21 protein-coding genes are annotated in these 23,871 nt (G+C 43.1%); 7 read left to right on the forward strand and 14 right to left on the reverse strand.

The annotated features are described in order from the left end of the window. Positions 1–4: 4 nt before the first annotated feature. The 5 genes from JMX89_RS09355 to yghU form a co-directional block, all read right to left on the reverse strand. Complete coding sequence (locus JMX89_RS09355; RefSeq protein WP_227673066.1) at positions 5–211, reverse strand: EamA family transporter; 207 nt, start codon at positions 209–211, stop codon at positions 5–7. A gap of 27 nt (positions 212–238) precedes the next feature. Next, complete coding sequence (locus tag JMX89_RS09360; RefSeq protein WP_201551440.1) at positions 239–1,483, reverse strand: DUF819 domain-containing protein; 1,245 nt, start codon at positions 1,481–1,483, stop codon at positions 239–241. Between the two features lie 281 nt (positions 1,484–1,764). Next, the gene (locus JMX89_RS09365) at positions 1,765–3,429 is read right to left on the reverse strand and encodes a DEAD/DEAH box helicase (RefSeq protein WP_201551442.1); all 1,665 of its coding nucleotides are present in this window, start codon (positions 3,427–3,429) and stop codon (positions 1,765–1,767) included. A gap of 650 nt (positions 3,430–4,079) precedes the next feature. Then, positions 4,080–5,159: a DUF1176 domain-containing protein gene (locus tag JMX89_RS09370; RefSeq protein WP_227673067.1), complete on the reverse strand. Its 1,080-nt coding sequence runs from the start codon at positions 5,157–5,159 to the stop codon at positions 4,080–4,082. A 463-nt stretch (positions 5,160–5,622) separates the two neighbouring features. Then, entirely contained in the window at positions 5,623–6,465 is an 843-nt protein-coding gene (gene yghU / locus JMX89_RS09375; RefSeq protein WP_201531665.1) for a glutathione-dependent disulfide-bond oxidoreductase, read from the reverse strand. A gap of 395 nt (positions 6,466–6,860) precedes the next feature. On the opposite strand from yghU, the gene JMX89_RS09380 reads away from it, so the two are divergent. Continuing rightward, a complete protein-coding gene (locus JMX89_RS09380; protein ID WP_201531664.1) occupies positions 6,861–8,237 on the forward strand; it encodes a DHA2 family efflux MFS transporter permease subunit in 1,377 nt (458 codons plus the stop codon). A 121-nt stretch (positions 8,238–8,358) separates the two neighbouring features. Here the strand turns inward: JMX89_RS09380 and bfr (JMX89_RS09385) are convergent, their stop codons facing one another. The 3 genes from bfr (JMX89_RS09385) to JMX89_RS09395 all read right to left on the reverse strand — a co-directional run bounded on the left by bfr (JMX89_RS09385) (position 8,359) and on the right by JMX89_RS09395 (position 9,997). Continuing rightward, positions 8,359–8,832, reverse strand: a complete 474-nt coding sequence (bfr, locus tag JMX89_RS09385; protein WP_201531662.1) for a bacterioferritin — start codon at positions 8,830–8,832, stop codon at positions 8,359–8,361. 62 nt (positions 8,833–8,894) lie between these two features. Then, positions 8,895–9,383: a bacterioferritin gene (bfr, locus tag JMX89_RS09390; RefSeq protein ID WP_011513715.1), complete on the reverse strand. Its 489-nt coding sequence runs from the start codon at positions 9,381–9,383 to the stop codon at positions 8,895–8,897. Between the two features lie 422 nt (positions 9,384–9,805). After that, a complete protein-coding gene (locus JMX89_RS09395; protein WP_201531660.1) occupies positions 9,806–9,997 on the reverse strand; it encodes a bacterioferritin-associated ferredoxin in 192 nt (63 codons plus the stop codon). A gap of 288 nt (positions 9,998–10,285) precedes the next feature. On the opposite strand from JMX89_RS09395, the gene JMX89_RS09400 reads away from it, so the two are divergent. Further along, a complete protein-coding gene (locus tag JMX89_RS09400) occupies positions 10,286–10,609 on the forward strand; it encodes an ArsR/SmtB family transcription factor (RefSeq protein WP_133104660.1) in 324 nt (107 codons plus the stop codon). A gap of 117 nt (positions 10,610–10,726) precedes the next feature. Here JMX89_RS09400 and JMX89_RS09405 read toward each other — a convergent pair whose 3' ends face one another. The 5 genes from JMX89_RS09405 to JMX89_RS09425 all read right to left on the reverse strand — a co-directional run bounded on the left by JMX89_RS09405 (position 10,727) and on the right by JMX89_RS09425 (position 16,147). Continuing rightward, on the reverse strand, positions 10,727–11,449 hold the full coding sequence (locus tag JMX89_RS09405) for a sulfate/molybdate ABC transporter ATP-binding protein (protein ID WP_011513718.1): 723 nt from the start codon (positions 11,447–11,449) through the stop codon (positions 10,727–10,729). A gap of 82 nt (positions 11,450–11,531) precedes the next feature. Further along, a complete protein-coding gene (gene cysW, locus JMX89_RS09410; RefSeq protein ID WP_201531658.1) occupies positions 11,532–12,464 on the reverse strand; it encodes a sulfate ABC transporter permease subunit CysW in 933 nt (310 codons plus the stop codon). Further along, positions 12,464–13,348 carry a sulfate ABC transporter permease subunit CysT gene (gene cysT / locus JMX89_RS09415; protein WP_011513720.1) on the reverse strand — a complete coding sequence of 295 codons (885 nt, stop codon included), beginning with the start codon at positions 13,346–13,348 and terminating at the stop codon, positions 12,464–12,466. The genes cysW and cysT overlap by 1 nt, the downstream gene beginning before the upstream one ends. A 266-nt stretch (positions 13,349–13,614) precedes the next feature. Further along, positions 13,615–14,712: a sulfate ABC transporter substrate-binding protein gene (locus JMX89_RS09420; RefSeq protein WP_201531657.1), complete on the reverse strand. Its 1,098-nt coding sequence runs from the start codon at positions 14,710–14,712 to the stop codon at positions 13,615–13,617. A 286-nt stretch (positions 14,713–14,998) separates the two neighbouring features. Next, entirely contained in the window at positions 14,999–16,147 is a 1,149-nt protein-coding gene (locus JMX89_RS09425) for a sulfate ABC transporter substrate-binding protein (RefSeq protein ID WP_020443560.1), read from the reverse strand. Positions 16,148–16,750: 603 nt separating this feature from the next. Between JMX89_RS09425 and JMX89_RS09430 the strand changes: the two genes are divergently transcribed. After that, positions 16,751–17,269, forward strand: coding sequence for a hypothetical protein (locus JMX89_RS09430; protein ID WP_201531655.1), 519 nt, complete (start codon positions 16,751–16,753; stop codon positions 17,267–17,269). A 95-nt stretch (positions 17,270–17,364) separates the two neighbouring features. On the opposite strand, the gene sat is transcribed toward JMX89_RS09430, so the two are convergent. After that, on the reverse strand, positions 17,365–18,618 hold the full coding sequence (gene sat / locus JMX89_RS09435; RefSeq protein WP_201531653.1) for a sulfate adenylyltransferase: 1,254 nt from the start codon (positions 18,616–18,618) through the stop codon (positions 17,365–17,367). 361 nt (positions 18,619–18,979) lie between these two features. Between sat and JMX89_RS09440 the strand changes: the two genes are divergently transcribed. From JMX89_RS09440 to cysG, 4 genes are all read left to right on the forward strand, one after another. Next, positions 18,980–20,665, forward strand: a complete 1,686-nt coding sequence (locus JMX89_RS09440) for a nitrite/sulfite reductase (RefSeq protein WP_201531651.1) — start codon at positions 18,980–18,982, stop codon at positions 20,663–20,665. Continuing rightward, positions 20,658–21,254 carry a DUF934 domain-containing protein gene (locus JMX89_RS09445; protein ID WP_201531649.1) on the forward strand — a complete coding sequence of 199 codons (597 nt, stop codon included), beginning with the start codon at positions 20,658–20,660 and terminating at the stop codon, positions 21,252–21,254. Before JMX89_RS09440 ends, JMX89_RS09445 begins: the two co-directional genes overlap by 8 nt. 82 nt (positions 21,255–21,336) lie before the next feature. Then, a complete protein-coding gene (locus tag JMX89_RS09450; RefSeq protein ID WP_201531647.1) occupies positions 21,337–21,975 on the forward strand; it encodes a phosphoadenosine phosphosulfate reductase family protein in 639 nt (212 codons plus the stop codon). A 240-nt stretch (positions 21,976–22,215) separates the two neighbouring features. Continuing rightward, positions 22,216–23,787: a siroheme synthase CysG gene (gene cysG / locus JMX89_RS09455; protein ID WP_201531645.1), complete on the forward strand. Its 1,572-nt coding sequence runs from the start codon at positions 22,216–22,218 to the stop codon at positions 23,785–23,787. Positions 23,788–23,871: the final 84 nt, after the last annotated feature.

The following is a 23,871-nucleotide window of genomic DNA, read 5'->3' on the forward strand; positions in this document are numbered from 1 at the left end:
AATACTAGGTACGAACCGCCTTTCTCCATAGTCCTATCCTTATATTAGCCAATACCAGCCCAGATAAGATAAGCACCATCGCTAGCATCTTCCACCATGTGACCACCTCTCCTGTAAACAACACTGAAGTCGCCATCCCAAACACGGGCACCAGTAAGGCAAATGGCATCACCTTAGAGGCGATATTTTGACTAAGCAGATGCGCCCACAAAACACGCCAGCATTTAGTTAGGTGCTATTACCCCACCACCAGCCGCATCATCTGGGTACTGATATAACCACCAAAAGTGCCCACGGCATAACCTAAAATACCCAAGAATACGCCAACTGGAGCCAGTGACGGATGAAATGCTGTAGCGACAATCGGTGCCGATGACGCGCCGCCAGTATTGGCATTGGAGCCGACCGCCAAAAAGAAAAACGGCGCACGGATGATTCTGGCAAAAATAAATATCAATATCACATGGATGCTCATCCAAAGCAAACCAATTAGTAGCAGTCGCCATTGTGAGACGATGCCTGCTAGATTAATTTGCATACCGATAGCGGCAATTAATATGAAGATAAAGACGGTACCAATTTTTGAAGCACCAACATGATCAAGTCTGCGTATTTTAGTAAAAGAGAAGACCACGCCGATTAACGTGATGATCACTACCATCCAAAAAAACGAGCTGGCAAAGCTATATTGCACCGCCCAGCTATAAGGCGCAAAAAACCCTGCAATCTGACCACCAACGAAATGTGCCACACCTACCATAGCAAAGCATAAGCCAAACATCACCATCAAGTCATTTAAAGTCGCTGGACGAGCATTGTCACGCTCATAATTCTCAACGGCTTTGACGACCTTATCAATGCTACTGCTATCCGCCCGTAAAAACTTGTCAATCTTCTCACTGTGTTTTGCCATGACTAAGATGGCCAGTAACCACAGTGAAGCATTGGTAGTATCAACCAATATCATCATCCCAAACAGATCATCACTGACGCCAAACAGCTCCTTCATCGCTGCTTGGTTTGCCGCGCCGCCGATCCAACTACCAGCAACCGCTGAAAAGCCGCGCCATAGCGTGTCATCGGTAAACATCTCAGGCGACACCCATTTAGCGATACCTAAGCTAATAGGACCACTAATGACAATAGCGATACTAGCAGCGAAGAACATCGCAATCGCTTTCCAGCCTAAGCCCAGTATCTTCGGTACATCCATCGACAAGGTCATTAACAGCAAACTTGCTGGCAACAGATACGTGGCAGTAAAACCATAAATCTGCGAGCCAATACCGTCAGCGAAGACACCTAGACTATTTAGCGTCGCAGGGATAAAACAGCACAGTACGATACCCGGTAGCACCGCATAAAACCGTTGCCAAAACTTACCAGGCAATGCTTGGGTATAAAATACCAAACCAATAATCGCCATAATGATGCCAAACGCTAATGGCAAGCTTTCAATAGCTAAATAAGAAATATCCGGCATCAACTGGCTCCACAGCACACGATGAGTAAAAGTTTGTCAGTATAGACAAGGCAAAAAAAACGCGCAAGTAGCTATCGAGTACAAAGCTTAATTTTAAAAGCTTTGAATAAGTCAGAGTTTTTAAATACCTGCATATACTTGGGTCATATCTCTATGTGGTGGTTAATATCAAACTATTGGGCACAAAAAAGCCAGATAACAAGTATCTGGCTTTTCTTGCAATATCTTTAGACGATTAAGACATGATTATCAAAAATCATTAATCGTTTAAAATAAGGCTATTACGAGTTGTTACCACGGTTGCCGCCAGTTGGACGACCTTGACCACGGCTGTCTGAACGACCAGCTGGGCGACCTTGGCTGCCACTTGGACGACCACGACCCGTTGCAGCACGCTCACCGCGTGGAACGCCAGTGCTATCGCCGCGACTAGGAGCACCAGTACGCTTGCCTTGATACGGCTTGCCACCTGAACGCTCATTTGGCTTACCTGACGCGTCACGTGGCTTACCTTGATAACCGCTGTCATTGCTTGCGCGTTGACCGGTTGGAGCGCTGTCGCTTGAGCGACCGCGTGCATTAGCAGGATTACCTTGATAGCCACCACCCGCGCGACCACGACCTTGACCATTACCGCCGCCGTTTGAACGACCACGGCCACGACCGCGACCGTTACCTTTGTTTTCGCTCGGTACATAAGTCTTCTTAGGTTCCATACCTTCGATGACACAGACTTCCATTTTGCGATCTAAATAACGGTTGATAGCGTTTAGCTGTGGACGGTCATCCATGCTACATAAGCTGATAGCGATACCAGTACGGCCAGCACGACCACAACGACCGATACGATGGACGTAATCTTCAGTTTGGCGCGGTAAGTCATAGTTAATAACGTGCGAGATTGCTGGGATGTCTAGACCACGAGCGGCAACGTCAGTCGCTACTAGGATTTTGACTTTACCATTACGCAAATCTTGAACGATACGGTTACGCTTGCTTTGTGGCAAGTCACCATGTAGGAAGCTGGCTTTATGACCCGCTTCTTGTAGCTGTTTTGCTAGTTTTTCAGTGCTACGTTTGGTAGCAGCAAAGATAATGATCTGTTCCATATCTTGCTGGCAAACGATTTTATCAAGTAAACGGTTTTTATGATCAAAATCATCACAGTAGTACACTTTTTCTTCGATGTGTGCAGATTCTACTTTGATTGAGACACGCTCAGGGTTCTTAGTGAAGCTGGCAGCAATTTTACCTACTGGGCCATCCCAAGTTGCAGAACACATGATTGTTTGGCGATCAGTTGGTGCAGCACGCAAGATGTCACTGATGTCATCAGCAAAACCCATGTCTAGCATACGGTCAGCTTCATCAAGTACCAAAATTTCTAGGCTTGATAAGTCAACGCGACCAGCATTGATATGGTCAAGTAAACGACCTGGGGTCGCAACGATAACTTGAACGCCTTTCTTCAGAGCAGTGATCTGACCATTATATGGTGCGCCGCCAACTAGTGGTACACAGAACAGGCCGCGCATGTCTTTAGAATAGGTGCGTACGCTGTCATGTACTTGCTGAGCAAGTTCACGCGTTGGCGTTAGAATAAGTGCTTTGGTTAGTTTGTCAAAGCTAGTAGCGCGGCTTAAACGATCAAGTACTGGGATAACGAATGCTGCAGTTTTACCACTACCAGTTTGCGCTGACAATAGAAGGTCACGACCTGCTAGAGCAAAAGGAATCGCTTGTGCTTGGATAGGCGTTGGGTTGGTATAACCACTGCGATCAAGTGCAGTTAGAATAGGCTTAGCGATGCCAAGATCAGTAAAAGTAACTTGGTTTTCGTCAGAAGCGTCAGTAGTAGCCGCTTGAGTATTTGTGTCAGTGTTTGGGGTGTCAGTGCTTTCGATGATACCGTTTTCAGCGGCAATTGCAGATAAGATGTCAGTCATGAGTATCCTTGGTAAGTATAAGCTGCTGTAAATTCAGCAAACTTGATGCATACCACTGATAACCGTTCACCACGCTACCCATATAATCTGATTATCAAAATAATGATAATTACATGCCAAACCCATAAGGTTTGTCAAAATTATATAAAGGCGTTCGTGCTGTCTGACGTATTTTGGTGGTAGTGCCGAGTGTCTCATCTTTGTCTGCTAAAAACTCGATATCAATGCTTATTCCAAAGCAGATAAAGGTAAATAACAACCAATCTAGCCCCTACAAGGGTCCGTAGATAAGATATGAGTCAAAAATAATAGGATTATTTAAGTACACAAAATCATCGGCAACAATTACTTTCGGTCATCCTAGACCCAAAATCGCAGGCGATGTTATCAATCTCATAATTCACATTAGACTATGCTAACGTGGCGACGCAGTATAACACAACAAAATCGTAATCAGTAGCTGTTTTTACGATTATTGTAGAAAACGGCTATAATACAAGAGTTGGTGCGCTATACATAATTAATAATATAGGTATTTTTACATTAAATATTTTTATCATGCGCGCTGCATTTACGCTAAAGAATATCGAATAAATGATCATTACCGCTTTAAAAGAAAAGCAAGCAATGAGGCATTGTAGACATTGATATTAACGTGATAGTTTCACATCAGTGACGTATAGGGGCATCTGCCAAGCACCGCCCGCTTCAATCATACGGCACAGACCAGTGCTACTCTCATGACTTTTCTCAAAATCCTTACCCGTCCATAACCATTCGGTTTTAGAGATACAGTCGCCAAGACCCCGACCTTTTTGGACAGAAGTGATCTGACCCTTGTCGTAATCGGTGGCGTTGTTTGTGATCAGCTTTGGCTCGTATGGTTTGGTATCATTGATTACCCAGACACCCTTACCTGCATTATAAGCACCTGTCCAGCAATTATGCTGTACCAATACCTGCTTGCTGTTTAGGCGATTGACGTTCCATGACGATTTGTCATATAGGCTTGGACAGTCGCTACTGATATCTTTTATGGTGCCTTTCATCAGATCTGATAACTGAGATGAGCGCATGACGAATTTTTTCTTATTACCAGAGGTGGCTTTCGGATTGGGCATCACCATCCGTATCGCTGGTATTGACTTAGGCGATAACACACTACTGTTAGATTTGCTGGCGCCCTCTGTACGAACAAAAGCACTGGCTGTGCCCACTCGACCTTGTGCTTCATCCGCTTTTAGCATGACCGCACTCGCCCCTTTATCGGACAAGCGCCAACGCGTATTACGGATAACCAGCTCTATCTTACTTGATTTGGTCAGTGCCTCTAACAGCGCTGTGACTTGCGGTGAAGTGAGCTCAGCATAACCAGCAGCACCTGAAAAAGGCTTGGCTTCGCCATAATCTCTATCATTAATAAATAAAGATATCCGGTGACGGTTACCCAATTGCATCAAGGCTTTGGCAGAATTTTCTCTTGCACCGCCAAGCTTGACCCGAGCATCAACCGTGGCATTGACACCTGCACGGCGTATCAACAATAAAGACACTGGCAATTCGATATCATTGTCTGCTTGATAACCCGCCAGTCGGCAAGTACGTGTATTGTCACAGACCACTTGCCAATCTTGGCTGGTAAAATCTATAGGCGTATCAGCACTAGCTGCGGCGCTGTATAACGCGGTACTGATAGCAGTAAGGATGGGTAATAAAATTCTTTTTGACATGGTTTTTGTTATCTTTTTTGTTTTTTTAGACGGCGCTTTGATATGAGAGTTGTTTGAGTATTTAGGTTTGACAACACTACTCTGGCTACTAGGACCATTTGCACTCAATAAGAGGGTTGGTCTATTCCTAAGCATATCATTCTCCTTCATAATCATCATTCATCAATAGAAGAGGTTTAAGCGCCTACCCTTTTTGGGTGGAGGCTGCTATCTTAACGCATCCATGTTTCTATCTGTTGTACTAATGTACCATTATGTAATTAACAAAGTATAGCTCAAATGCTTATGTCCATATGTATATTTGGAATAATGAATATTTAAAACAGAAAAAAGGTTAATAAGACAGGTGCTTATTAACCTTTTTGTTCGTAAATATACAAAGATGTTTTATTTTTTACCTTTTATATCAAACATTTACAGACAAATAAATGAGACGCTTAGATGAATTATCGTGGCAATTGGTCTAAGCAATAGGCTCAAGGACTAAGTTCACCGCACGTTTAACGGCTGGACGTTCAGCAATTTTTTTCGCCCAGCGCTGTAGATGTTGATACTCATCCACTTGTAAGAATTCTGCCGCCTCATAGAGCTTGCCAAGTGCCAATTGACCATACCATGCCCAAATAATCATATCGGCGATATTATAATCAGACTCCTCGTCTCCGCCCATATATGTATGGTCTTTTAGGTGGCGGTCAAGGACGTCAAGCTGGCGTTTGACTTCCATAGCATAGCGATTGATAGGATACTCCATTGGCTCTGGGGCATAGGCGTAAAAATGCCCAAAACCGCCACCTAAGAAAGGCGCACTGCCCATCTGCCACATTAGCCAAGACAAGCATTCTACCCGTGCCTTACCTTGCTGCATCGGAATGAATTTGCCAAATTTTTCCGCTAAGTACATTAAGATAGCGCCAGACTCGAAGATAGCTAACGGCTCGCCAGCCTCGCTAGGACTATGGTCGACCAAAGCCGGTATCTTCGAGTTTGGGTTAATAGCGACGAAGCCCGAGCCAAACTGAGCGCCTTTTGAGATATCTATCAGATAAGCATTGTATGCGGCTTCCTTGATATCAAGCTCAGCAAGCTCTTCTAATAAGATATTTATCTTAACACCATTAGGCGTATTCAATGAATATAGCTGTAATGACGCATCGCCTACTGGAAGTGCCTTATCTTGTCGTGCGCCAGCGGTTGGACTGTTGATACTTGCAAATTTGCCGCCGTTTTCTTTATCTTGTGTCCAAATTTTGGGCGGTGTATAGCTCTCTATCTGATCGTTCGTAGAATTGTTATCCTGACTCATAATGTGACCTATTTTTTGTTGTATTGATTGTCATATTTTAGAAATGGGGGTTTCTACTATATATCTTCTACTATAACGGGGACTGATCCTGCTATTAAAGTCCTGTCTTGTAATTTATATGGTAGAGATGTTTAAGTGAAATAGTATTTAGTATTTAGTATTTAGTATTTAGTATTGAGGATATAAGATAATGACAGACATTTTAAAAATTTATTAAGCCATTTCTTTTAGATAGCAACTATTTAGATCAGTCCTTTTGAATGTTTACTATGCTGCTCTTTAACTACTCGGCAGTTATTTTTATACTACGCATAATATAATGGCTTTGTTGAAAATTTACTGTCGATTAAGGTAAGTTTCCACGAGCCACGGTTTTAAGATATGGTGAAAGTAAAATGGTAGCCCTGACTCCAACGCAAGATAAATACCTACCCTATGTACTGGCGGTAGCGTTATTTATGCAAATTTTAGACGCTACTATTCTAAACACGTCCCTACCACAGATGGCACAAGCATTGGGCGAATCGCCACTACAAATGCAATGGGCAGTCATCAGCTACGCACTTACTTTGGCTATTTTTATTCCTATTAGCGGATTTTTAGCCGATAAATATGGCACACGCCGCGTGTTCTTGTCCGCCATTATCATATTCTGTATCGGCTCGCTATTATGTGCCGCTTCTCCGACACTAGACTTCTTAATAGGCTCACGTATTATACAAGCTATCGGCGGCGCGATGATGACGCCGGTTGCACGCTTAATTTTGGTCAAGTCTTATCCGCGCAATAAGCTGTTGACGGTGATGAACTTTGCGGTAATCCCCGCTTTGGTTGCGCCATTGGTTGGACCGGTATTGGGTGGCTATATCGTACAGTACGCCAGTTGGCACTGGATATTTTTAATCAACATACCCATGGGTGTTTTTGGTTTTATCATGGGCAAAAAACTGGTACCAGCGTTATTTGAGGATACCAAGCGTCTAGATTGGACAGGGTTTTTGTTGTTTGCCGCTGCCGCTTGTGGTTTTACCTTGGCGGTAGAGTTTGGCGCACAAGTCGGGCGTGGAGTTTATGGGCTGATATTTGGACTGCTAGCAAGTCTGTTGCTTAGTGCTTATATTTGGCACGCAAAACGTCGTACAGCTCCGCTATTTCCATTGAGTTTGTTTGATATCCGTACCTTTCGCATTGGTATCACGGGTAATTTATTTACCAGATTTGGCATTAGCGCTGTGCCATTTTTGCTGCCGTTGCTTTTGCAGGTGGTGTTCGAGTACTCTCCCTCGCAAGCTGGCTGGCTACTTGCCCCTATCGCCGTAGGTGCTATCGGCATCAAGCCTTGGGTGAGTAAGATTATCCAGCGTTACAGCTATCGCACGGTATTAGTCTATAACACGACTTTTATGGGTATCTTGATTATCATCTTGGCGCAGTTTAATGATGCGGCGCAGTGGATGTGGTTTATACCTATTTTAACTGTCATGGGCGCATGTAACTCTATGCAATTCAGCGCAATGAACACCATTACTATTGGCGACCTGCATGGTACTCAAACCAGTAGCGGCAATAGCCTGATGGCTGTCAACCAACAACTCGCCATCAGCTTTGGTATTGCCTTTGGCGCTGCGCTGCTCACTCTGCTACGTGAGCGCCTACAAATGGATACATTGACCGCCTTTCAAACCACCTATTGGATATTGGGTGTCTTTACCATTCTCTCAGGATTGCATTTTTTACGCTTAAAACCCGAGGACGGTCGTGGTTTATATTAAAAGTAAGTATTGAAAGGTTGTATTTGAAATATAAAAAATAGACCAAAAAAAGCCAGCCTATGCTTGGGTTATGAGCAAAACATAGGCTGGCTTATTGTGACTCAATGAGAGTTGCTAATATCTAATCGTCATTCATCTGCGATTGGATATAGTTTTGAATACCGACATCTTTCATTAAGTCTTCTTGCGTCTCAAGCCAGTCTTGATACTCTTCATTACCGTCTTTTAGAGTAACCAATAGCTGACGTGATACATAATCTTGCTGCGTTTCACACAAAGTAATCGCATCGGTAATAATGCTAAACTTTTGCTTTTCTAAGCGCAAATTGCAGTCAATCATTTCAGGCACGTCTTCAGCGATAAACATCTTGCCATAATCTTGCAAATTGGGTAAACCACCTAGCAATAAAATCCGTGCAATCAAATCATCAGACCATTTCATCTCTGCGATAGACTGTTTATAGAAATTTTCGTTTAATGATTCTAAGCCCCAATGGCGAGCAATACGTGCATGTAAAAAATACTGGTTGATGGCTATTAACGACTGACCCAGCACTTTATTCAGTGCGCAGATAATGTCTTTATCCCCATTCATATTCTCTCTCCCTATCTATTGGATATTTGATTTAACTATATAGCGATTATTATCCGTTACTATCAAACAAGATTTGAAGAGACTTCAGCCATCTGACTTTGCAAATAATTTGGCAGACCAATCATATCAATCAAGCGTAGCTGCTGCTCAAGCCAATGGGCATGATCCTCTTCCGTGTCTTTGAGCTGCACAACCAACATCTCGCGTGTGACATAGTCATGCGCTTCTTCACACATTGCGATACCGTCTTTAAGATGTTTTTGTACCTGATATTCTAAATTTAAATCAAGCTGTAGCATCTCAGGTACAGTAGTACCAATATTAATCGCGTCGACGCTCATTTTAGGCGTGCCGCCTAACATCAAAATACGACGAATAATTGCCTGTGCATGTAAGGTCTCATCTTCCATCTCATGGCTGATACGATCGTACAATTTACCGTAATGCCATTCTGCATACATCTCAGAGTGGATAAAATACTGATCACGAGCTGCAAGCTCACCACCTAACAAAAAGTTTAAATAATCAATCACTTTAGGGTTGCCAATCATCACTTACACTCCTGTATGTATCATTGTTTGTTATATACATTCATAATTTTGCATATATATAAAGCGCCATTCGTAAACCAATCAGTAAAGATTAAAATCAACGAAGGCCCTTACATATTAAGAAGGATATAGTAGCATAGAGAGAGCTTAACGCTTGTAACGATATGAACTGAGAATCATAACCAACCACTATTTGTATTAGCGTATCAGCAACAGGTGCGATAGCAAACTCCCAATAGAAGTAGCTAGATCTAGTTTTGATGTGGAGTATCAGTGGAGTTATATGGACGCTTGCAACCTACTCTTTAGGTATAATGCTAAAATAATAAATGCATAATAGTGAATATAATCCTGTTTTATCAAGGCTTATACACGATTAGGATGCACAAGTTAGAGCGTAAAGCCTTATAAGTATTTAGCGCTTAAACAGCATAAGACAATACTTCGAGCTTAGCATGATGCTCCTCTAGATAATCATTTACCATAGGCTCACAGCAGCCGCAGCAGGTGGCGACATCTAACGTGTCTTTTAAGCCATCTAACGTATCGATACCAGACGCGATAGCAGCTTTTATTTGCTTTTCTTTGACATCATTACAGATACAGACGTACATAAATGGGTTCCTACTGTGATTGACTAACGTGTTATTCGCTATAATAACGATAATTATTAGCATTTACAATAGTGTTTGGTGACTTTTTCAGTCAGGTTAATGACAGATTTATGGTTATGTTGATCTTAATCAATCCATGTAACTGAATATAGTAATCCATGTAAACCGACGGTATCAAAGGTAGTAAAATGGCGACGAACTGTAAATTTGCTCATTTTTTAATCGATTTTAAGGATAACTGCTGTTATATTGTCCTCCTATTAACTAAATATACATTGGAACTGACCCATGTCTAATAATAATTCTATGATACAACCACTTGAGTTGTTTAAAGTATTATCTGACCCTACGCGCTTGAAGATTTTCCAAATCCTATATAATAAAGAATCACGCTGCGTCGGTGAGTTAGTAGAGATACTTGATCAACCACAGCCAACGATATCGCGTCATCTCAACCACTTAAAAAAACTGGGCATCCTAAATTGTGTTCGTGATGGAACTTGGATGTGGTACGAGGTCGCAAATGACTTGCCAGAATGGTGTCAAGACATCTTGGACACTACCTATAAGCAGATATCAATCAAAGAAAAAGCCATGCTAAAACTAGCCTAATGCTAATGGGCAGTGAAAATTTTGCTTAAGTAACTGTGGTTTATATTAGCCGCATAAAAAAAGACCTCATGATAAGGTCTTTTTTTATGCGCTATCGCTAGCACTCTTGATTGAACGTTAAACCAAGTCTAAGAAATCACTGACAAAGGCATTGGCTGGATGATGAATCAGCGCCTCTGAGGTGCCTACTTGCTCGACACGACCGTGATTCATCACGACAATTTCATCAGATACTGCCCTTGCCTCTTCTTGGTCATGAGTCACCATGATGCTGGTGATACCAAGCTCATGATGTATGTCTTTTAGCCAAGTTCGCAGCTCTTTACGCACCTTGGCATCCAGCGCCCCAAATGGCTCATCTAATAGCAGTAGTTTTGGCTTAACTGCGAGTGCACGAGCCAGCGCAATACGCTGCCGCTGACCGCCTGATAGCTGATGCGGGTAAGCGTTTGCCACTTGTGGCAGCTGTACCAAATCTAATAGCTCAGCCACGCGCTTATCAATATCCGCTTTACTGGGGCGCTCGTTTTTTGGTAGTAATGTCAGACCAAAGCCTACATTGTCAGCAACATTTTTATGTCGAAATAACGCATAGTGCTGAAACATAAAACCAATGTGGCGCTTTTGTACCGGTGTATTGGTGACGTCTAGCTCATCAAATAATATCTGCCCAGAGTCTGCATACTCAAGACCGGCAATGATACGCAGCAAAGTGGTTTTACCGCAGCCTGAAGGACCTAATAAAGTCGTTAATTTGCCGGTAGGTACTGTGATATTGATATCATCTAAGGCAGTGAAGTTACCAAATTTTTTATTAACGTTACGAATCTCGATGCTCATAATAGTGTCTCTTATTATTTCTTTTATCGTAGCAGATAGTTTCAATAGTATGGCGTATAGCAATAGTGGCTTCTATAAACCGTTATGATTTGCCTGCCGATTCTGTAACAGTATCATTAGCACTGACTGGCAGTTCAGGCGCACTTATCAAACGTTCGGACTTGGCAAATTTGTGATCTTGTAGCTTGGTCATGATTTGCTGAATAAGTAACGTGACCAAAGCAAGCGCGGCAAGTAAGCTCGATAAGGCAAAGGCGGCGGTAAAGTTATAGTCATTATAGGCAATCTCAACCAGTAGCGGCATAGTGTTGGTTTCTCCGCGGATATGACCTGAGACCACACTCACCGCACCAAACTCCCCCATCGCCCGTGCATTGGTCAAAATCAAACCATATAGCAGCGCCCATTTGATATTGGGCAGTGTCACATGCCAAAACGTTTGCCAACCCGTCGCGCCTAACGTTAATGCTGCCTGCTCTTCACTATCGCCCTGCGTTTGCATCAGCGGTATTAACTCACGCGCCACAAAAGGAAAGGTGACAAATAACGTTGCTAAAATAATACCGGGTACGGCATAAATTACCTGAAAACCCATGCTCTCAAGCCAGCCACCAATCGTAGAATTAAGTCCAAATAACAGAACAAACATCAAACCGGCTACAACGGGAGACACTGAGAATGGTAAATCAAGCAACGTCGTCACCAACTGCTTACCTTTGAAATGATAACGGGTTACTAGCCACGCAATGGCAATACCCATCACCATATTAATCGGTAAGACAATTGCCGCAGTAATCAAGGTTAGCCTAATCGCCTGCAAGGCTTCAGGATCAACGAGAGAGGCAATATATAATTCCCAGCCACCCTTAAAAGCTTCATAAAACACAGCTAGCAGCGGCACTACCAACATAATAACCATGAATAAAACCGCAATGATAATAAAGGTGAGGCGTACCCATGGCGTATCTTTGGTTGCTGGGTTGCTTTGGTAGTCGTAGCTATTAGAGATTTGCATTAGCGAGCTCCTACACGGCGCGACAGCTTCCACTGTACGATGTTAATGGTCAATAAAATCACAAAGGAGATAAGCAGCATAAATAATGCAACGGCTGACGCGCCTTGAACATCAAACTGCTCAAGCTTACTGATAATGATTAATGGCAAAATCTCAGACTGCATTGGAATATTACCTGCGATAAAAATAACCGAGCCATACTCGCCGGTCGCACGGGCAAACATCATGCCAGCACCCATCAGTAACGCAGGCAACAGCTCTGGTAAAATTACCTTGCGAAATGTCGTCAAGCGATTGGCACCCAATACCGCAGACGCCTCTTCGAACTCAACCGATAACTCCGCAAGTACGGGCTGTACAGCACGAACAATAAAGGGAAAACTGACGACCACTAAAGCCAACCAAATACCAATCGGTGTAAATGCCACTTGAATATCAAACTTGGCAAACCATTGCCCGATAAGACCATTGGGTGCATACAAAGTCGCAAGAGAGATACCCGTGACCGCTGTCGGTAGTGCAAAGGGTAAATCCACCAAGGCATTTATCAAGGATTTGCCCCAAAATTCATAGCGTACGAGCACCCATGCGACCAGTGTGCCAAACACCATATTGGTTAGCATCGCCAAAAATGACATCCATAAGCTGAGTTTGATCGCCGCCGTAACTTGTGGTTGGCTAATAGTCTCCCAAAATCCCGTCCAGCCCATTTGTGTTGTGGTATAGGCCATCATGGCAAACGGCAGTACTACCAACAGTGACAAACTAAAGACAGTGATACCCATACTTAGCCCAAACCCTGGTAGCACATTGCGCTGACGCAAGCGTGTTAACCAGCCTTTTTTCGGCACGGGTTTGATGGTAGAAGGTGTTGTTGCACTCATAATAGTGTCCTATTGCCTAGCTGATGGTACTTATCGTAAGCACTCTATCGTATCGATATGGAGAAAAAAGTATGATAAAAAGAGATGATGAATATGCTCATGGTATAAAGGACATAGCGTTGACGGCCATGTCCTTTATGAGATTGACATAATTTCATGATGTCGTGCGTTACTGATTAATAGTCAAATAATGCAGTCGCTATACTCAAATAAATCCTTGAATAAGTAACGGCTTTTATCGTCGGTTACTGACAGTACTACTGGTGTTACTGAGGTGCATTAACCGCTAACTTATCAAACAAACCACCATCACTGAAATAGGTGCTCATGATCTCATCCCATGTGCCAAATGCATCATTCGGACGGAAGGTGTCGATAGGTGGCAATTTATCACTGTTTTTATCAAGAACACTCTTCACACTTGGGCGCAAGTATAGATCAGCTGCCAATTGCTGGGCTGCATCGCTCCATAAGAAATCAAGATAAGCTTCGGCGGCATCTGTGGTGCCTTTTTTATCAGTGACGGTTTTTACGATAGCAACTGGGCTTTCAGATTTGATTGAGTATTTTGGATAAACAATATCGACTTGACCGACGCCAAAATCTTTTGCTGCAAGGTTGGCTTCGTTCTCAAACGTTACCAAGACATCGCCGATACCACGCTGTACAAATGTCGTAGTCGCCGCACGTCCGCCACTTTCATAGACTTTGACGTTTTTTAGCATGTCTTTGACGTATTTTTCCGCTTGTGCTTCATCTTTATTAAAAGCATGTAAGCCATAACCATAAGCACCTAAGAAGGCATAGCGACCGTTACCCGTCACTTTTGGGTTTGCCATGACAATCTCAACACCCTCTTTGGTCAAATCTGCCCAATCATTGATGCCTTTTGGATTGTCTTTGCGCACTAAGAAGACGATGGTGCTGGTAAAAGGTACGGCATTGTCTGGGAATTTGCTTTCCCAATCTGACTCAACCAAGCCTTTTTTCTCAAGCAGCTCAATATCAGAGCCTTGGTTCATGGTTGCGACATCGGCTTGTAGACCATTAGCGACCGACAGGGCTTGTTTACTCGAACCACCATGCGACTGCTTGATAAGAATATTGCTGTTTGGGTGCTCGCTTTTGTAATGATCAACAAATAATGGATTGTAGTCTTTATAAAAATCACGGGCGACATCGTAGGAGACGTTCAATATTTCGATGTCCTGCCCTTCTGTCGCTGCTGGCGTGCCCTCTGCATTGGCAGCTGGCTCAGTTTTTTCGTTGTTGCTACAGCCTGCAACGCCTAAAGTGAGCGCCACACCGGCGATACTTAGGGCGCTAAGTGTCTTATTTTTATAACCTGCGGTATATGATGTCATGGCTGCCTCAAAAAATGTCTGATAAGTAATGTAAGTATGCTAACAGCGCTATCTTATTATGTTTAATGATGAATATGTGTATGTTATTGCCAAAATGGAATAAAGAAATGAGAAATATAAGATTATCAATAACTTAAATTTATCAGTAATGCATAGGTTAAATATTTTTAATGATCATTGGCTATCCGCCAATAATTTAGCCATTTAATTCAGCCTTTCATCTAAGCATGAATGTCTGAATCAAATGGCTTATAACTGAACAACTTGATTACCTTTGTGGTTACCTTTACTGCACGCTTGCCAGCTTATCAAAACGCCCGCCATCAACAAAAAACGTCTCCATAATCTGTGTCCAAGGACCAAAGACACTGACTGGCTCAAAAGTCTCAATATCAAGCAAAGTACCTTTATGGGCGGCAAGTACTTGCTCATTACTAGGACGCATGTACATCTGTGCCATCAGTTCTTGAGCTGGCGTGTCCCATAAACTCTTTAGATAGGTGTTTGCCGCTTCTGTTTTGCCCGCTTTGTCAGTCACCGCATTCACCACTGCAACAGGATTGGCAATCAACACTGAATAACTTGGATAGACGATATCGACTTGCCCTTTGGCAAATTGCTTGGCGGCCAAATGCGCTTCATTTTCGGTCGTGATAAGCACATCCCCCAGACCGCGTTGGGTAAAGCTGGTCGTTGCTGCACGTGCGCCATTGTCATAAGTGACGACGTTTGCCAAAAGTTGTTTGATAAAGGTATCTGTTTTGGTAGAGGTTTCGACAGTTTCTTTAAAATGATGCAGACCGTAACCGTAGGCACCTAAAAAGGCATAACGCGCCGTACCACTGGTTTTCGGATTTGGTATTACTATAGCTACGTCACTACGTGCCAAATCTTGCCAGTCTTTAATACCCTTTGGATTGCCGCTGCGCACCAATAGAACCATGGTACTAGTATAAGGGACCGCGCCGTTTGGTAGCGCTTTCTGCCAGTCAGCAGCAACCAAGCCTTTTTCAACCAATAGATTCATATCGCTTTCTTGGTTAAAGGTCACCACATCCGCTTGTAGACCATTAGCAACCGACAGGGCTTGCTTACTCGAGCCACCATGTGACTGATTGATATGTACTTTGCTATTGGGATGCTCTTTTTGGTAGCCTTTGGCAAATAAGGTATTATAGTCTTTATAAAAATCGCGTGAGACATCGTAAGAGACATTCAACAAATCAATATCTTGTGACGGCGCTGCTGATTTTTGGGCGCCGTTTTGGGTCTCACTTTGCTTAGATTCAGTAGGGCTACAGCCCGTCATGAATACCGCCATTGTCAGCACACCACCCATTATCAAGGTACGTGGTGCTTTATTTTGAATCACTTGATTATCAGTCATTGAGGTATGACGCAAAGGCTGATTCTTGGCTATATTGGTCGTTTGCATAGACGCTCTCGATAATGTCATGCTGCCACTTGTGGACCTTACTATTTTATAATTCTATAAATAAGGATAACAAAGGCAGTGATGGTAAGAATTTTGGGAGATACATTGGTTTTTTTGTTGATGAGAGATATGCTAGCAGCATAGATAACAAACGCTTAGTGACGAATACGCTTATCGAGTGGTGAACTTGGCATAAGCACGATGATTAGTAGCGCTATTATGAGTTATTCTATAATGGATATTTTTAGGAGCTGCTTTTGGAATATAAAGATAAGCCGTCGCTTTTACGTAAGTGATGGTATTGTTTGCCCAGTAGACGAATATTTGTGTAAGCTGTATTCTCGCTGGCGCTGTATAGTCAGTCCTTAATAAAAGAAATACAAATATTATCAATCACTACTGGGGTTAATTTTTCTTGCTTGCTGTGCCTACGCAGACAGAGGCTGCGAATAATGAACCCCAGTAGTTCCGTACTCTTTTAAAAGTGGATCAACTATAATCGCTGCAAATAAACGACTGCTACCTAAAACTGTTTAATTCAATCAAAAATAGCCATTTTGCAAAGCCATTTTTATCACTTACTCACTTACCCAAGGCAACTTAATGATTACTTCTTTCTCTTGTTACTCGCGTTTTTTTGCTGCTCTTTCTTTAACGAGTGCAGCGCTGCTTGCTTTGAGTGGTTGTAATAACACTATAAAAGCCAATGTGGATAATCACAGCGTTACGCAACCCGCAGCGACACTCTCGCCTGCCGTAAAAGTCATCGTTGGTGACTATGCTTCTGAGGGTTATGCTAAGCGTACGCAAGGCGATGACTGGGTAGGCGTGATGGTCAAAGCAGAAGGTGATAAGCAGATTGACATTAAGGTACGTGCGCGCAGCGATATCAAAAAACCGACCTGCTATTTTGATGGCAAAGCAACATTGATGGGTCAAGATGATGCACACGGCATTATTTTTCAGAGCAAGGTTAATGACAGTACGGCTTTTTTTCAATTTAAAGATGATAAATTGACTATTGATAGCCAAGATAAATACGCGCTTAACTACTTTTGCTCTGGCGGTGGCACATTGGTTGGTGACTATCAAAAGTTGGCTGGTGATTTAGAGCTCAGCTAACCACGAGATGTTCAAAACTTCAAATAACAAAAAAAGGGTCAGACTTATCATCTGACCCTTTTTTATTGTTAATAGTTCACATTTGATATAAATTTCTATACCGCAGAAGCCCCGACCAATTTAACCTCAGCACGCTCATCAAAAGCGATACCAGCATAATAATCACGCAAAATCTGCAACACTTCTGGACGGCTAAAGTTCTCTGGTACATCAAGGTCTTCTGAGAGTGCTTTGCGTAGTTTGGTTCCTGATACTTTGACATGTTCAGACGCTTCATGCGGGCAGGTTTTGTCTGACGCCATGGCATTACAAGCATTACACCAAAACGTCCAACCAATCTTTAACGGTTGGGTAATCAAATCATCTTTACCGACGTGGTCAAAGATGGTTTGCGCATCAAAGGCACCATAATAATCACCAACACCGGCATGGTCACGACCAACGATCAAATGGCTACAGCCGTAGTTTTGGCGGAATACGGCATGTAATAATGCTTCACGCGGTCCGGCATAACGCATATCAAGCGGATAACCGGCTTGGATCACAGTGTCTTGTCTAAAGTAATTATCAATCAAAGTTTTGATCGCTTCTTGACGGATGTCTGCTGGGATATCACCGGGCTTCAATGCGCCTAATAATGAGTGAATCAATACGCCGTCACAAATCTCGATGGCAATCTTGGCAAGATATTCGTGTGAGCGGTGCATGGGATTACGGGTTTGGAACGCCGCGACCGTTTGCCAGCCTTTATTGTCCAAAATTGCGCGGGTTTCAGCTGGTGTTTTATAAATCTCAGGATATAAGGTTGGAAACTCGCCTTCGCTTAGGACTTCAACGCTACCTGCAATGTTGACTTCACCTTGCTCCAGTACTTGCTGTACGCCAGGATGCTCTGGATCTGTGGTGGTAAATACTTGCTGGCACTCATGGCCTTTATCGATGGTATAGGTTTCTTCTACCGTCAAGATGCCCATAATCTCGCCATCTTGCGCCACCAATGCGACTTTATCACCTGTATTTAAGCTGTCCGCTGTCGCTTTCGGTGCTGATAAAGTAATAGGAATCGGCCAAAACAAGCCAGCATTATCACCACTTTGCAGGTGCATATTATCAACCACGCCCTGCCAATCGGCTTGATTCATAAAACCATTTAACGGCGTAAAACCGCCAATACCAAACATAATCAAATCACCGCGCTCACGTGAGCTGAGCGTAATGGTTGGCAAAGTACTAGCAAGTTTTAATGCTTGGTTGCGAGCCTCACCATTCAATAGTAACGGCTTAAGCTCAGTACTACCGTGCGGAGGAACAAGTTTTGAGGGTGTTTGATTATGGGTGATAGATGTCATAGTAATTTTACAGCCTTAAGAGATGAGAGAAAGATGAGTAACTGTAGATAAAAGTCGTAGAGAAGCAATTGGGCGAATAAAGGGATAATGGCAGTACGTTAAAGCTATTTATTAAATGATTAAAAACTGCTCATTAAAATCAGGTATTGAATTCGATAAGCATAGGCTACCTAATTTTCGTTATGAAAATTTATGCTGTGTTTGGATATAGATATGTCTTAAAGGAATTTATGTTTATAGACGCAAGCTTATATGATGTAAATCTGAATGGTTTACCTTGCGACTGGCAATAAAATCGAATACACACGCAAATCATTTTCGTCGCAGCTTTTATGTTTAAAAATAAAATTGAGATTACGTCATGTATCAATATAACTACGCTGACCAAACCTTGGTAGAAGAACGAGTCGCACAGTTTCGCGACCAAACCGAACGGTTTTTGGCAGGCGAGCTGCCAGAAGAGCAATTTTTACCGCTGCGTTTGCAAAACGGTCTTTATATTCAGCGCTATGCACCAATGTTGCGTATCGCCATTCCATATGGCCTGCTAGCCAGCTACCAACTGCGTAAATTGGCAGAGATTACCCGTAAATACGATAAGGGTTACGGACACTTCACGACCCGTACCAATATCCAGCTAAACTGGCCAAAGCTAGAAGATGTGCCAGACATATTGGCGGAGCTGGCATCGGTACAGATGCATGCCATTCAAACGTCGGGCAACTGTATTCGCAACACGACTACCGATCCTTATGCGGGTATTCATCAAGAAGAGATTGCGGATCCACGTCCTTATTGCGAAATTATCCGTCAGTGGTCTACCTTTCATCCTGAATTTGCTTTTTTACCGCGTAAATTTAAGATTGCTGTCGTTGGTACTGCCAATGACCGCGCGGCGACGCAAGTACATGATGTGGGATTGCATGTAAAAACCAATGACGCAGGCGAGCTTGGTTTTGAAGTATTGGTGGGTGGCGGTCTTGGCCGTACACCAGTGATTGGTAAAGTAATTAACGAATTCTTGCCACGTCAGCATTTGCTTAGCTATCTAGACGCTATTTTGCGCGTTTATAACCTGCATGGTCGCCGCGATAATAAATACAAAGCGCGTATCAAAATATTGGTCGAGAGCATGGGCGGTCCTGCCTTTGCGAAATTGGTCGATGCTGAGTGGGAAGCTCATACCAAAGATGGTCCACTGACGCTGACCGATGCCAATTTTGACACTGCTATTGGCTTCTTTAGTGAGCCTGATTATGTTGGTTTTGATGCCTTACAAGTACAGTCTGACTTGCAACAGCAACTCAATGCGAATAAAGATTTTGCCGATTGGTATAACCAAAATACAGTTGCGCATAAAATAGCAGGCTATCGCGCTGTCGTCATTTCGCTAAAGGCAGGTTTGGTCGACGGAACCTACGTACCATCTGGTGATGTCAGCGAATCACAAATGGATGCTCTCGCGGATCTGTCAGACAAATATAGCTTTGGTGAATTGCGCGGTACTTATCAGCAAAATCTCGTATTCTCTGATGTGCAAACCAATCAACTATATGAGCTATGGGAACAGTTGGCGGATCTGCATTTAGCACGTGCCAACATAAACACATTAACAGATATGATTGTTTGCCCAGGTTGGGACTACTGCTCACTCGCCAATGCCACAACTCACAATATCGCTGAACAAATCGAAAAGCAATTTGATGATCTCGACTACCTTTATGACTTGGGTGAGATTCGCCTCAATATGTCTGGCTGCATGAATGCTTGTGCGCATCATCATACGGGTGATATCGGTATTCTTGGTGTCGATAAAAAGGGTGAGCATTGGTATCAAATCAGCCTTGGCGGTAACTCTAGTAACGATGCCAAAGTCGGTAAAATATTGGGTAAAGCAGTACCAGCCGAAGATGTGGCGATTACCCTACAAAAAATACTGGATGTCTATTTAGAGCAGCGCGTGAGCAATGAGAACGACGTAGAAGCTTTTAGTGACTTGGTCAATCGCGTTGGCGTGGCACCTTTTAAGGAGAAGGTCTATGGGTAATCATCATGTGTTAAACAGCAAAGGTATTGATATCGGTCAAAGTGATACGTGGTTGGCGCTTAATACCGATGAGCTACCAGATGGCATTGCTCTTAGCCATATATCGCTGCTTGAGCTATTACATAAACAAGAAAAATTCGATATCGTATTGCCGCTCACTGATTTATTGAATGCTGAAGGCAAGCTTGCTGGCGGGCTATTACAGCAGCTGAACGAGCTATTGACTGAACATGCCAGCCGTGTTGGCGTTTGGGTTACGTCAGATAATGACACCGATACATTGGTTGGTTTGTCAGAGTTTTTATTACAACAAGATTTGATTGTGATCCATGTACCAGCCTTTACCGACGGACGCGGTTTTAGTTATGCGCAAACCCTGCGTCAAATAGGCTATCAGGGCGAGATTCGTATGGCTGGCAAGTTTGGCCGTGACCAAATTGCTTACCTTTTACGCGCGGGTGCAGATAGCTTTGTGCTCAGTGAGCATGATATGAAATCTATCTCTGATATCAGTCAAGCATTTAATGCGCTTGCCAGCAGTTACGATGGACGCGATGCTAGCGCATTACCGATGTTTGCAGGCACTTAGTTTTAGAATAAATCATAAGCACTTATATTAGTTACTTTTCACTCAAATCATTTTTACATGAACTTTCATCAAGGAATCTACCATGAGTCAATTACACCCAAATCTAGATATCGATCAAGCCAACCAAGACTTGCAAGGTCAAACGCCAGAACAAATCGTAGAATGGGCATTAAGCCAAGCGAAAAACCCGATTATTACCACTAACTTCCGTCCTTACGAGTCAGCGATTTTGCATTTGGTTGCGTCGCTGCGCCCTGATATCACGGTACTATGGGTAGATTCTGGTTATAACACTGACGCCACTTACCAGTTTGCCAATAAAGTCATCCGTGATTTAAATTTAAACGTGATCACCTATATTCCTAAGCAAACTGCTGCCCATCGTGACGTGACAATGGAAGGTATTCCTGGTATTGATAACCCACTACATGATGAGTTCACCGATCAAGTGAAGCTTGAGCCATTCCGCCGCGCTTTAGATGAGCTAAAACCTGATGTTTGGTTCAATGCTATTCGTAAAGATCAAACCGAATTCCGTCAAGGTCTTGATGTCCTGAGCTTGTCTAAAGACGGCGTGTTAAAAGTCGCACCGTTGTTTGATAAGACAGATGCTGAGCTAGACGTGTATCTTGAAGAACATAACCTACCTAATGAGTTTGATTACTTCGATCCGACTAAGGTAGAAGAGCATCGCGAGTGTGGCTTGCATACACAGTTGTAATTGCTAAATACAGAATTATGATTTAATGAATACAATGGATAAAAATCCCGCTTAACCGGTTTATACCGAGTTAAGCGGGATTTTTTCAGTATCATGATTTTATATTGCTATTCCCTTTCTCAACAAAAACTACTTTTAATATCTCAAAAACGAATATACTAATGCCAATACATTACGTGAGCCTGCGCAACTGATAACTCATAATAGTAGTATATATTCAATTGAATGACTGGTCATACTATGAATACCTTTCCCCTATTTTTTAAATTAGAAGATCGTAAAGTACTGATTGTTGGCGGCGGTGATGTGGCATTACGCAAAGCTGATTTGCTGAGCCGTGCTGGCGCGTGTATCACTGTCCTTGCGCCAAGCATTAGCCATGAGATACAAGCCTTGCTCAGTGAGAGTAAGCACGCGCTGATTTATGAGAATTATAATAAAACCTATATGACAGATTCGCGCGTTATTATCGCGGCGACTGATGATGAGATGCTTAATCACCAAATCCATACTGATGCCACTGAACTCAACATTCCGGTAAACGTCGTCGATACGCCGCATTTATGCGATTTTATCTTCCCAGCTATTGTTGATCGCAATCCCATCGTCATTGGTATCTCGTCCAACGGTAAAGCACCGGTGCTGGCACGTTTGCTGCGGGCACGCCTTGAGACCTTGATTCCGCAAGGCTATGGTAAGCTTGCCAAGCTGGCTGGCGAGTTTCGTGGTGACGTTAAAGCCAAAATTCCAACATTGACTGGGCGTCGGCAGTTTTGGGAGCGAGTATTTGAAGGTAAAGTCAGTCAATTGATGTTTTCCGGTAATGAAAACGAAGCCATTGCCCAATTGCAAACTGATCTGGATAACACAGCGGCAAATATCACTGCAAAAAATGCTACAGATGAATCAACAGAAGCCCAAAATACGATGGGCGAAGTCTATATCGTTGGTGCCGGTCCCGGTGACCCAGAGCTACTCACCTTTAAAGCACTGCGTCTGATGCAGCAAGCAGATATCGTCTATTATGATGCGCTGGTATCACCGCAAGTATTGGATTTGTGCCGCCGCGATGCCGATAAAGTATTTGTGGGCAAGAAACGCAGTAATCATGCCGTTGCACAATTGGGCATCAATGAGCTATTGGTTAATAGCGCAAAAGAAGGTCGGCGTGTGGTGCGTTTAAAAGGCGGTGACCCGTTTATCTTTGGGCGTGGCGGTGAAGAGATTGAAAGTTTGCGCTCTCACAATGTTCCGTATCAAGTAGTGCCAGGCATTACCGCTGCCAATGCCGCTGCTAGCTATGCTGGTATTCCGCTGACCCATCGTGACCATTCGCAGTCAGTACGTTTTGTGACAGGGTTTTTAAAGGCAGGCTCGCCTAATAATAACTTCAAAAGTTTTTTGAATACTGATGAAACAGTCGTATTCTATATGGGTCTGCATTCGCTACCGCGCTTGACGGAAGGTTTGATTGACGCTGGGCGTAGCGCAAAGACCCCGATTGCCATCGTCTCTAACGCCAGTATGCCCAATCAGCAAGTATTAACGGGTACACTTGCAAGTATCGTTGAATTACAAGCACAACATCAACTACATACGCCTGCTCTACTCATCATGGGTGATGTCGTAAGCTTACATCATGATTTGGCTTGGTATAATAATAAAAAGACCTCAGAAAACGATAATAACTGGTTACGAGGCGGTACTGCTACAACACCAAAACCAAATCCTAACCAACAAGCGCATGCGCTATCTATGATTGCTAATTTGGCAACAGAAGATGGTGGTCTTGAGCAGTTAGTGATTGATTAGAAAGCGCCCTAAAAGCCCCTTTTTATTTAAAGCCCTGCCAATCTAGTGGTAGGGCTTTTTTCTGATTGCAACAGAGCAAAATCC

It is taken from the genome of Psychrobacter sp. DD43, assembly GCF_904846555.1.
In the GTDB taxonomy this organism is placed as follows: Bacteria; Pseudomonadota; Gammaproteobacteria; order Pseudomonadales; family Moraxellaceae; genus Psychrobacter; species Psychrobacter cryohalolentis.

Excerpts from the sequence above, each read along its gene's own strand:
- JMX89_RS09360 (WP_201551440.1), bottom strand. The coding sequence starts at position 1,483 with ATGCCGGATATTTCTTATTTAGCTATTGAAAGCTTGCCATTAGCGTTT.
- JMX89_RS09365 (WP_201551442.1), bottom strand. The coding sequence starts at position 3,429 with ATGACTGACATCTTATCTGCAATTGCCGCTGAAAACGGTATCATCGAA.
- JMX89_RS09370 (WP_227673067.1), bottom strand. The coding sequence starts at position 5,159 with ATGTCAAAAAGAATTTTATTACCCATCCTTACTGCTATCAGTACCGCG.
- yghU (WP_201531665.1), bottom strand. The coding sequence starts at position 6,465 with ATGAGTCAGGATAACAATTCTACGAACGATCAGATAGAGAGCTATACA.
- JMX89_RS09380 (WP_201531664.1), top strand. The coding sequence starts at position 6,861 with ATGGTAGCCCTGACTCCAACGCAAGATAAATACCTACCCTATGTACTG.
- bfr (WP_201531662.1), bottom strand. The coding sequence starts at position 8,832 with ATGAATGGGGATAAAGACATTATCTGCGCACTGAATAAAGTGCTGGGT.
- bfr (WP_011513715.1), bottom strand. The coding sequence starts at position 9,383 with ATGATTGGCAACCCTAAAGTGATTGATTATTTAAACTTTTTGTTAGGT.
- JMX89_RS09395 (WP_201531660.1), bottom strand. The coding sequence starts at position 9,997 with ATGTACGTCTGTATCTGTAATGATGTCAAAGAAAAGCAAATAAAAGCT.
- JMX89_RS09400 (WP_133104660.1), top strand. The coding sequence starts at position 10,286 with ATGTCTAATAATAATTCTATGATACAACCACTTGAGTTGTTTAAAGTA.
- JMX89_RS09405 (WP_011513718.1), bottom strand. The coding sequence starts at position 11,449 with ATGAGCATCGAGATTCGTAACGTTAATAAAAAATTTGGTAACTTCACT.
- cysW (WP_201531658.1), bottom strand. The coding sequence starts at position 12,464 with ATGCAAATCTCTAATAGCTACGACTACCAAAGCAACCCAGCAACCAAA.
- cysT (WP_011513720.1), bottom strand. The coding sequence starts at position 13,348 with ATGAGTGCAACAACACCTTCTACCATCAAACCCGTGCCGAAAAAAGGC.
- JMX89_RS09420 (WP_201531657.1), bottom strand. The coding sequence starts at position 14,712 with ATGACATCATATACCGCAGGTTATAAAAATAAGACACTTAGCGCCCTA.
- JMX89_RS09425 (WP_020443560.1), bottom strand. The coding sequence starts at position 16,147 with ATGCAAACGACCAATATAGCCAAGAATCAGCCTTTGCGTCATACCTCA.
- JMX89_RS09430 (WP_201531655.1), top strand. The coding sequence starts at position 16,751 with ATGATTACTTCTTTCTCTTGTTACTCGCGTTTTTTTGCTGCTCTTTCT.
- sat (WP_201531653.1), bottom strand. The coding sequence starts at position 18,618 with ATGACATCTATCACCCATAATCAAACACCCTCAAAACTTGTTCCTCCG.
- JMX89_RS09440 (WP_201531651.1), top strand. The coding sequence starts at position 18,980 with ATGTATCAATATAACTACGCTGACCAAACCTTGGTAGAAGAACGAGTC.
- JMX89_RS09445 (WP_201531649.1), top strand. The coding sequence starts at position 20,658 with ATGGGTAATCATCATGTGTTAAACAGCAAAGGTATTGATATCGGTCAA.
- JMX89_RS09450 (WP_201531647.1), top strand. The coding sequence starts at position 21,337 with ATGAGTCAATTACACCCAAATCTAGATATCGATCAAGCCAACCAAGAC.
- cysG (WP_201531645.1), top strand. The coding sequence starts at position 22,216 with ATGAATACCTTTCCCCTATTTTTTAAATTAGAAGATCGTAAAGTACTG.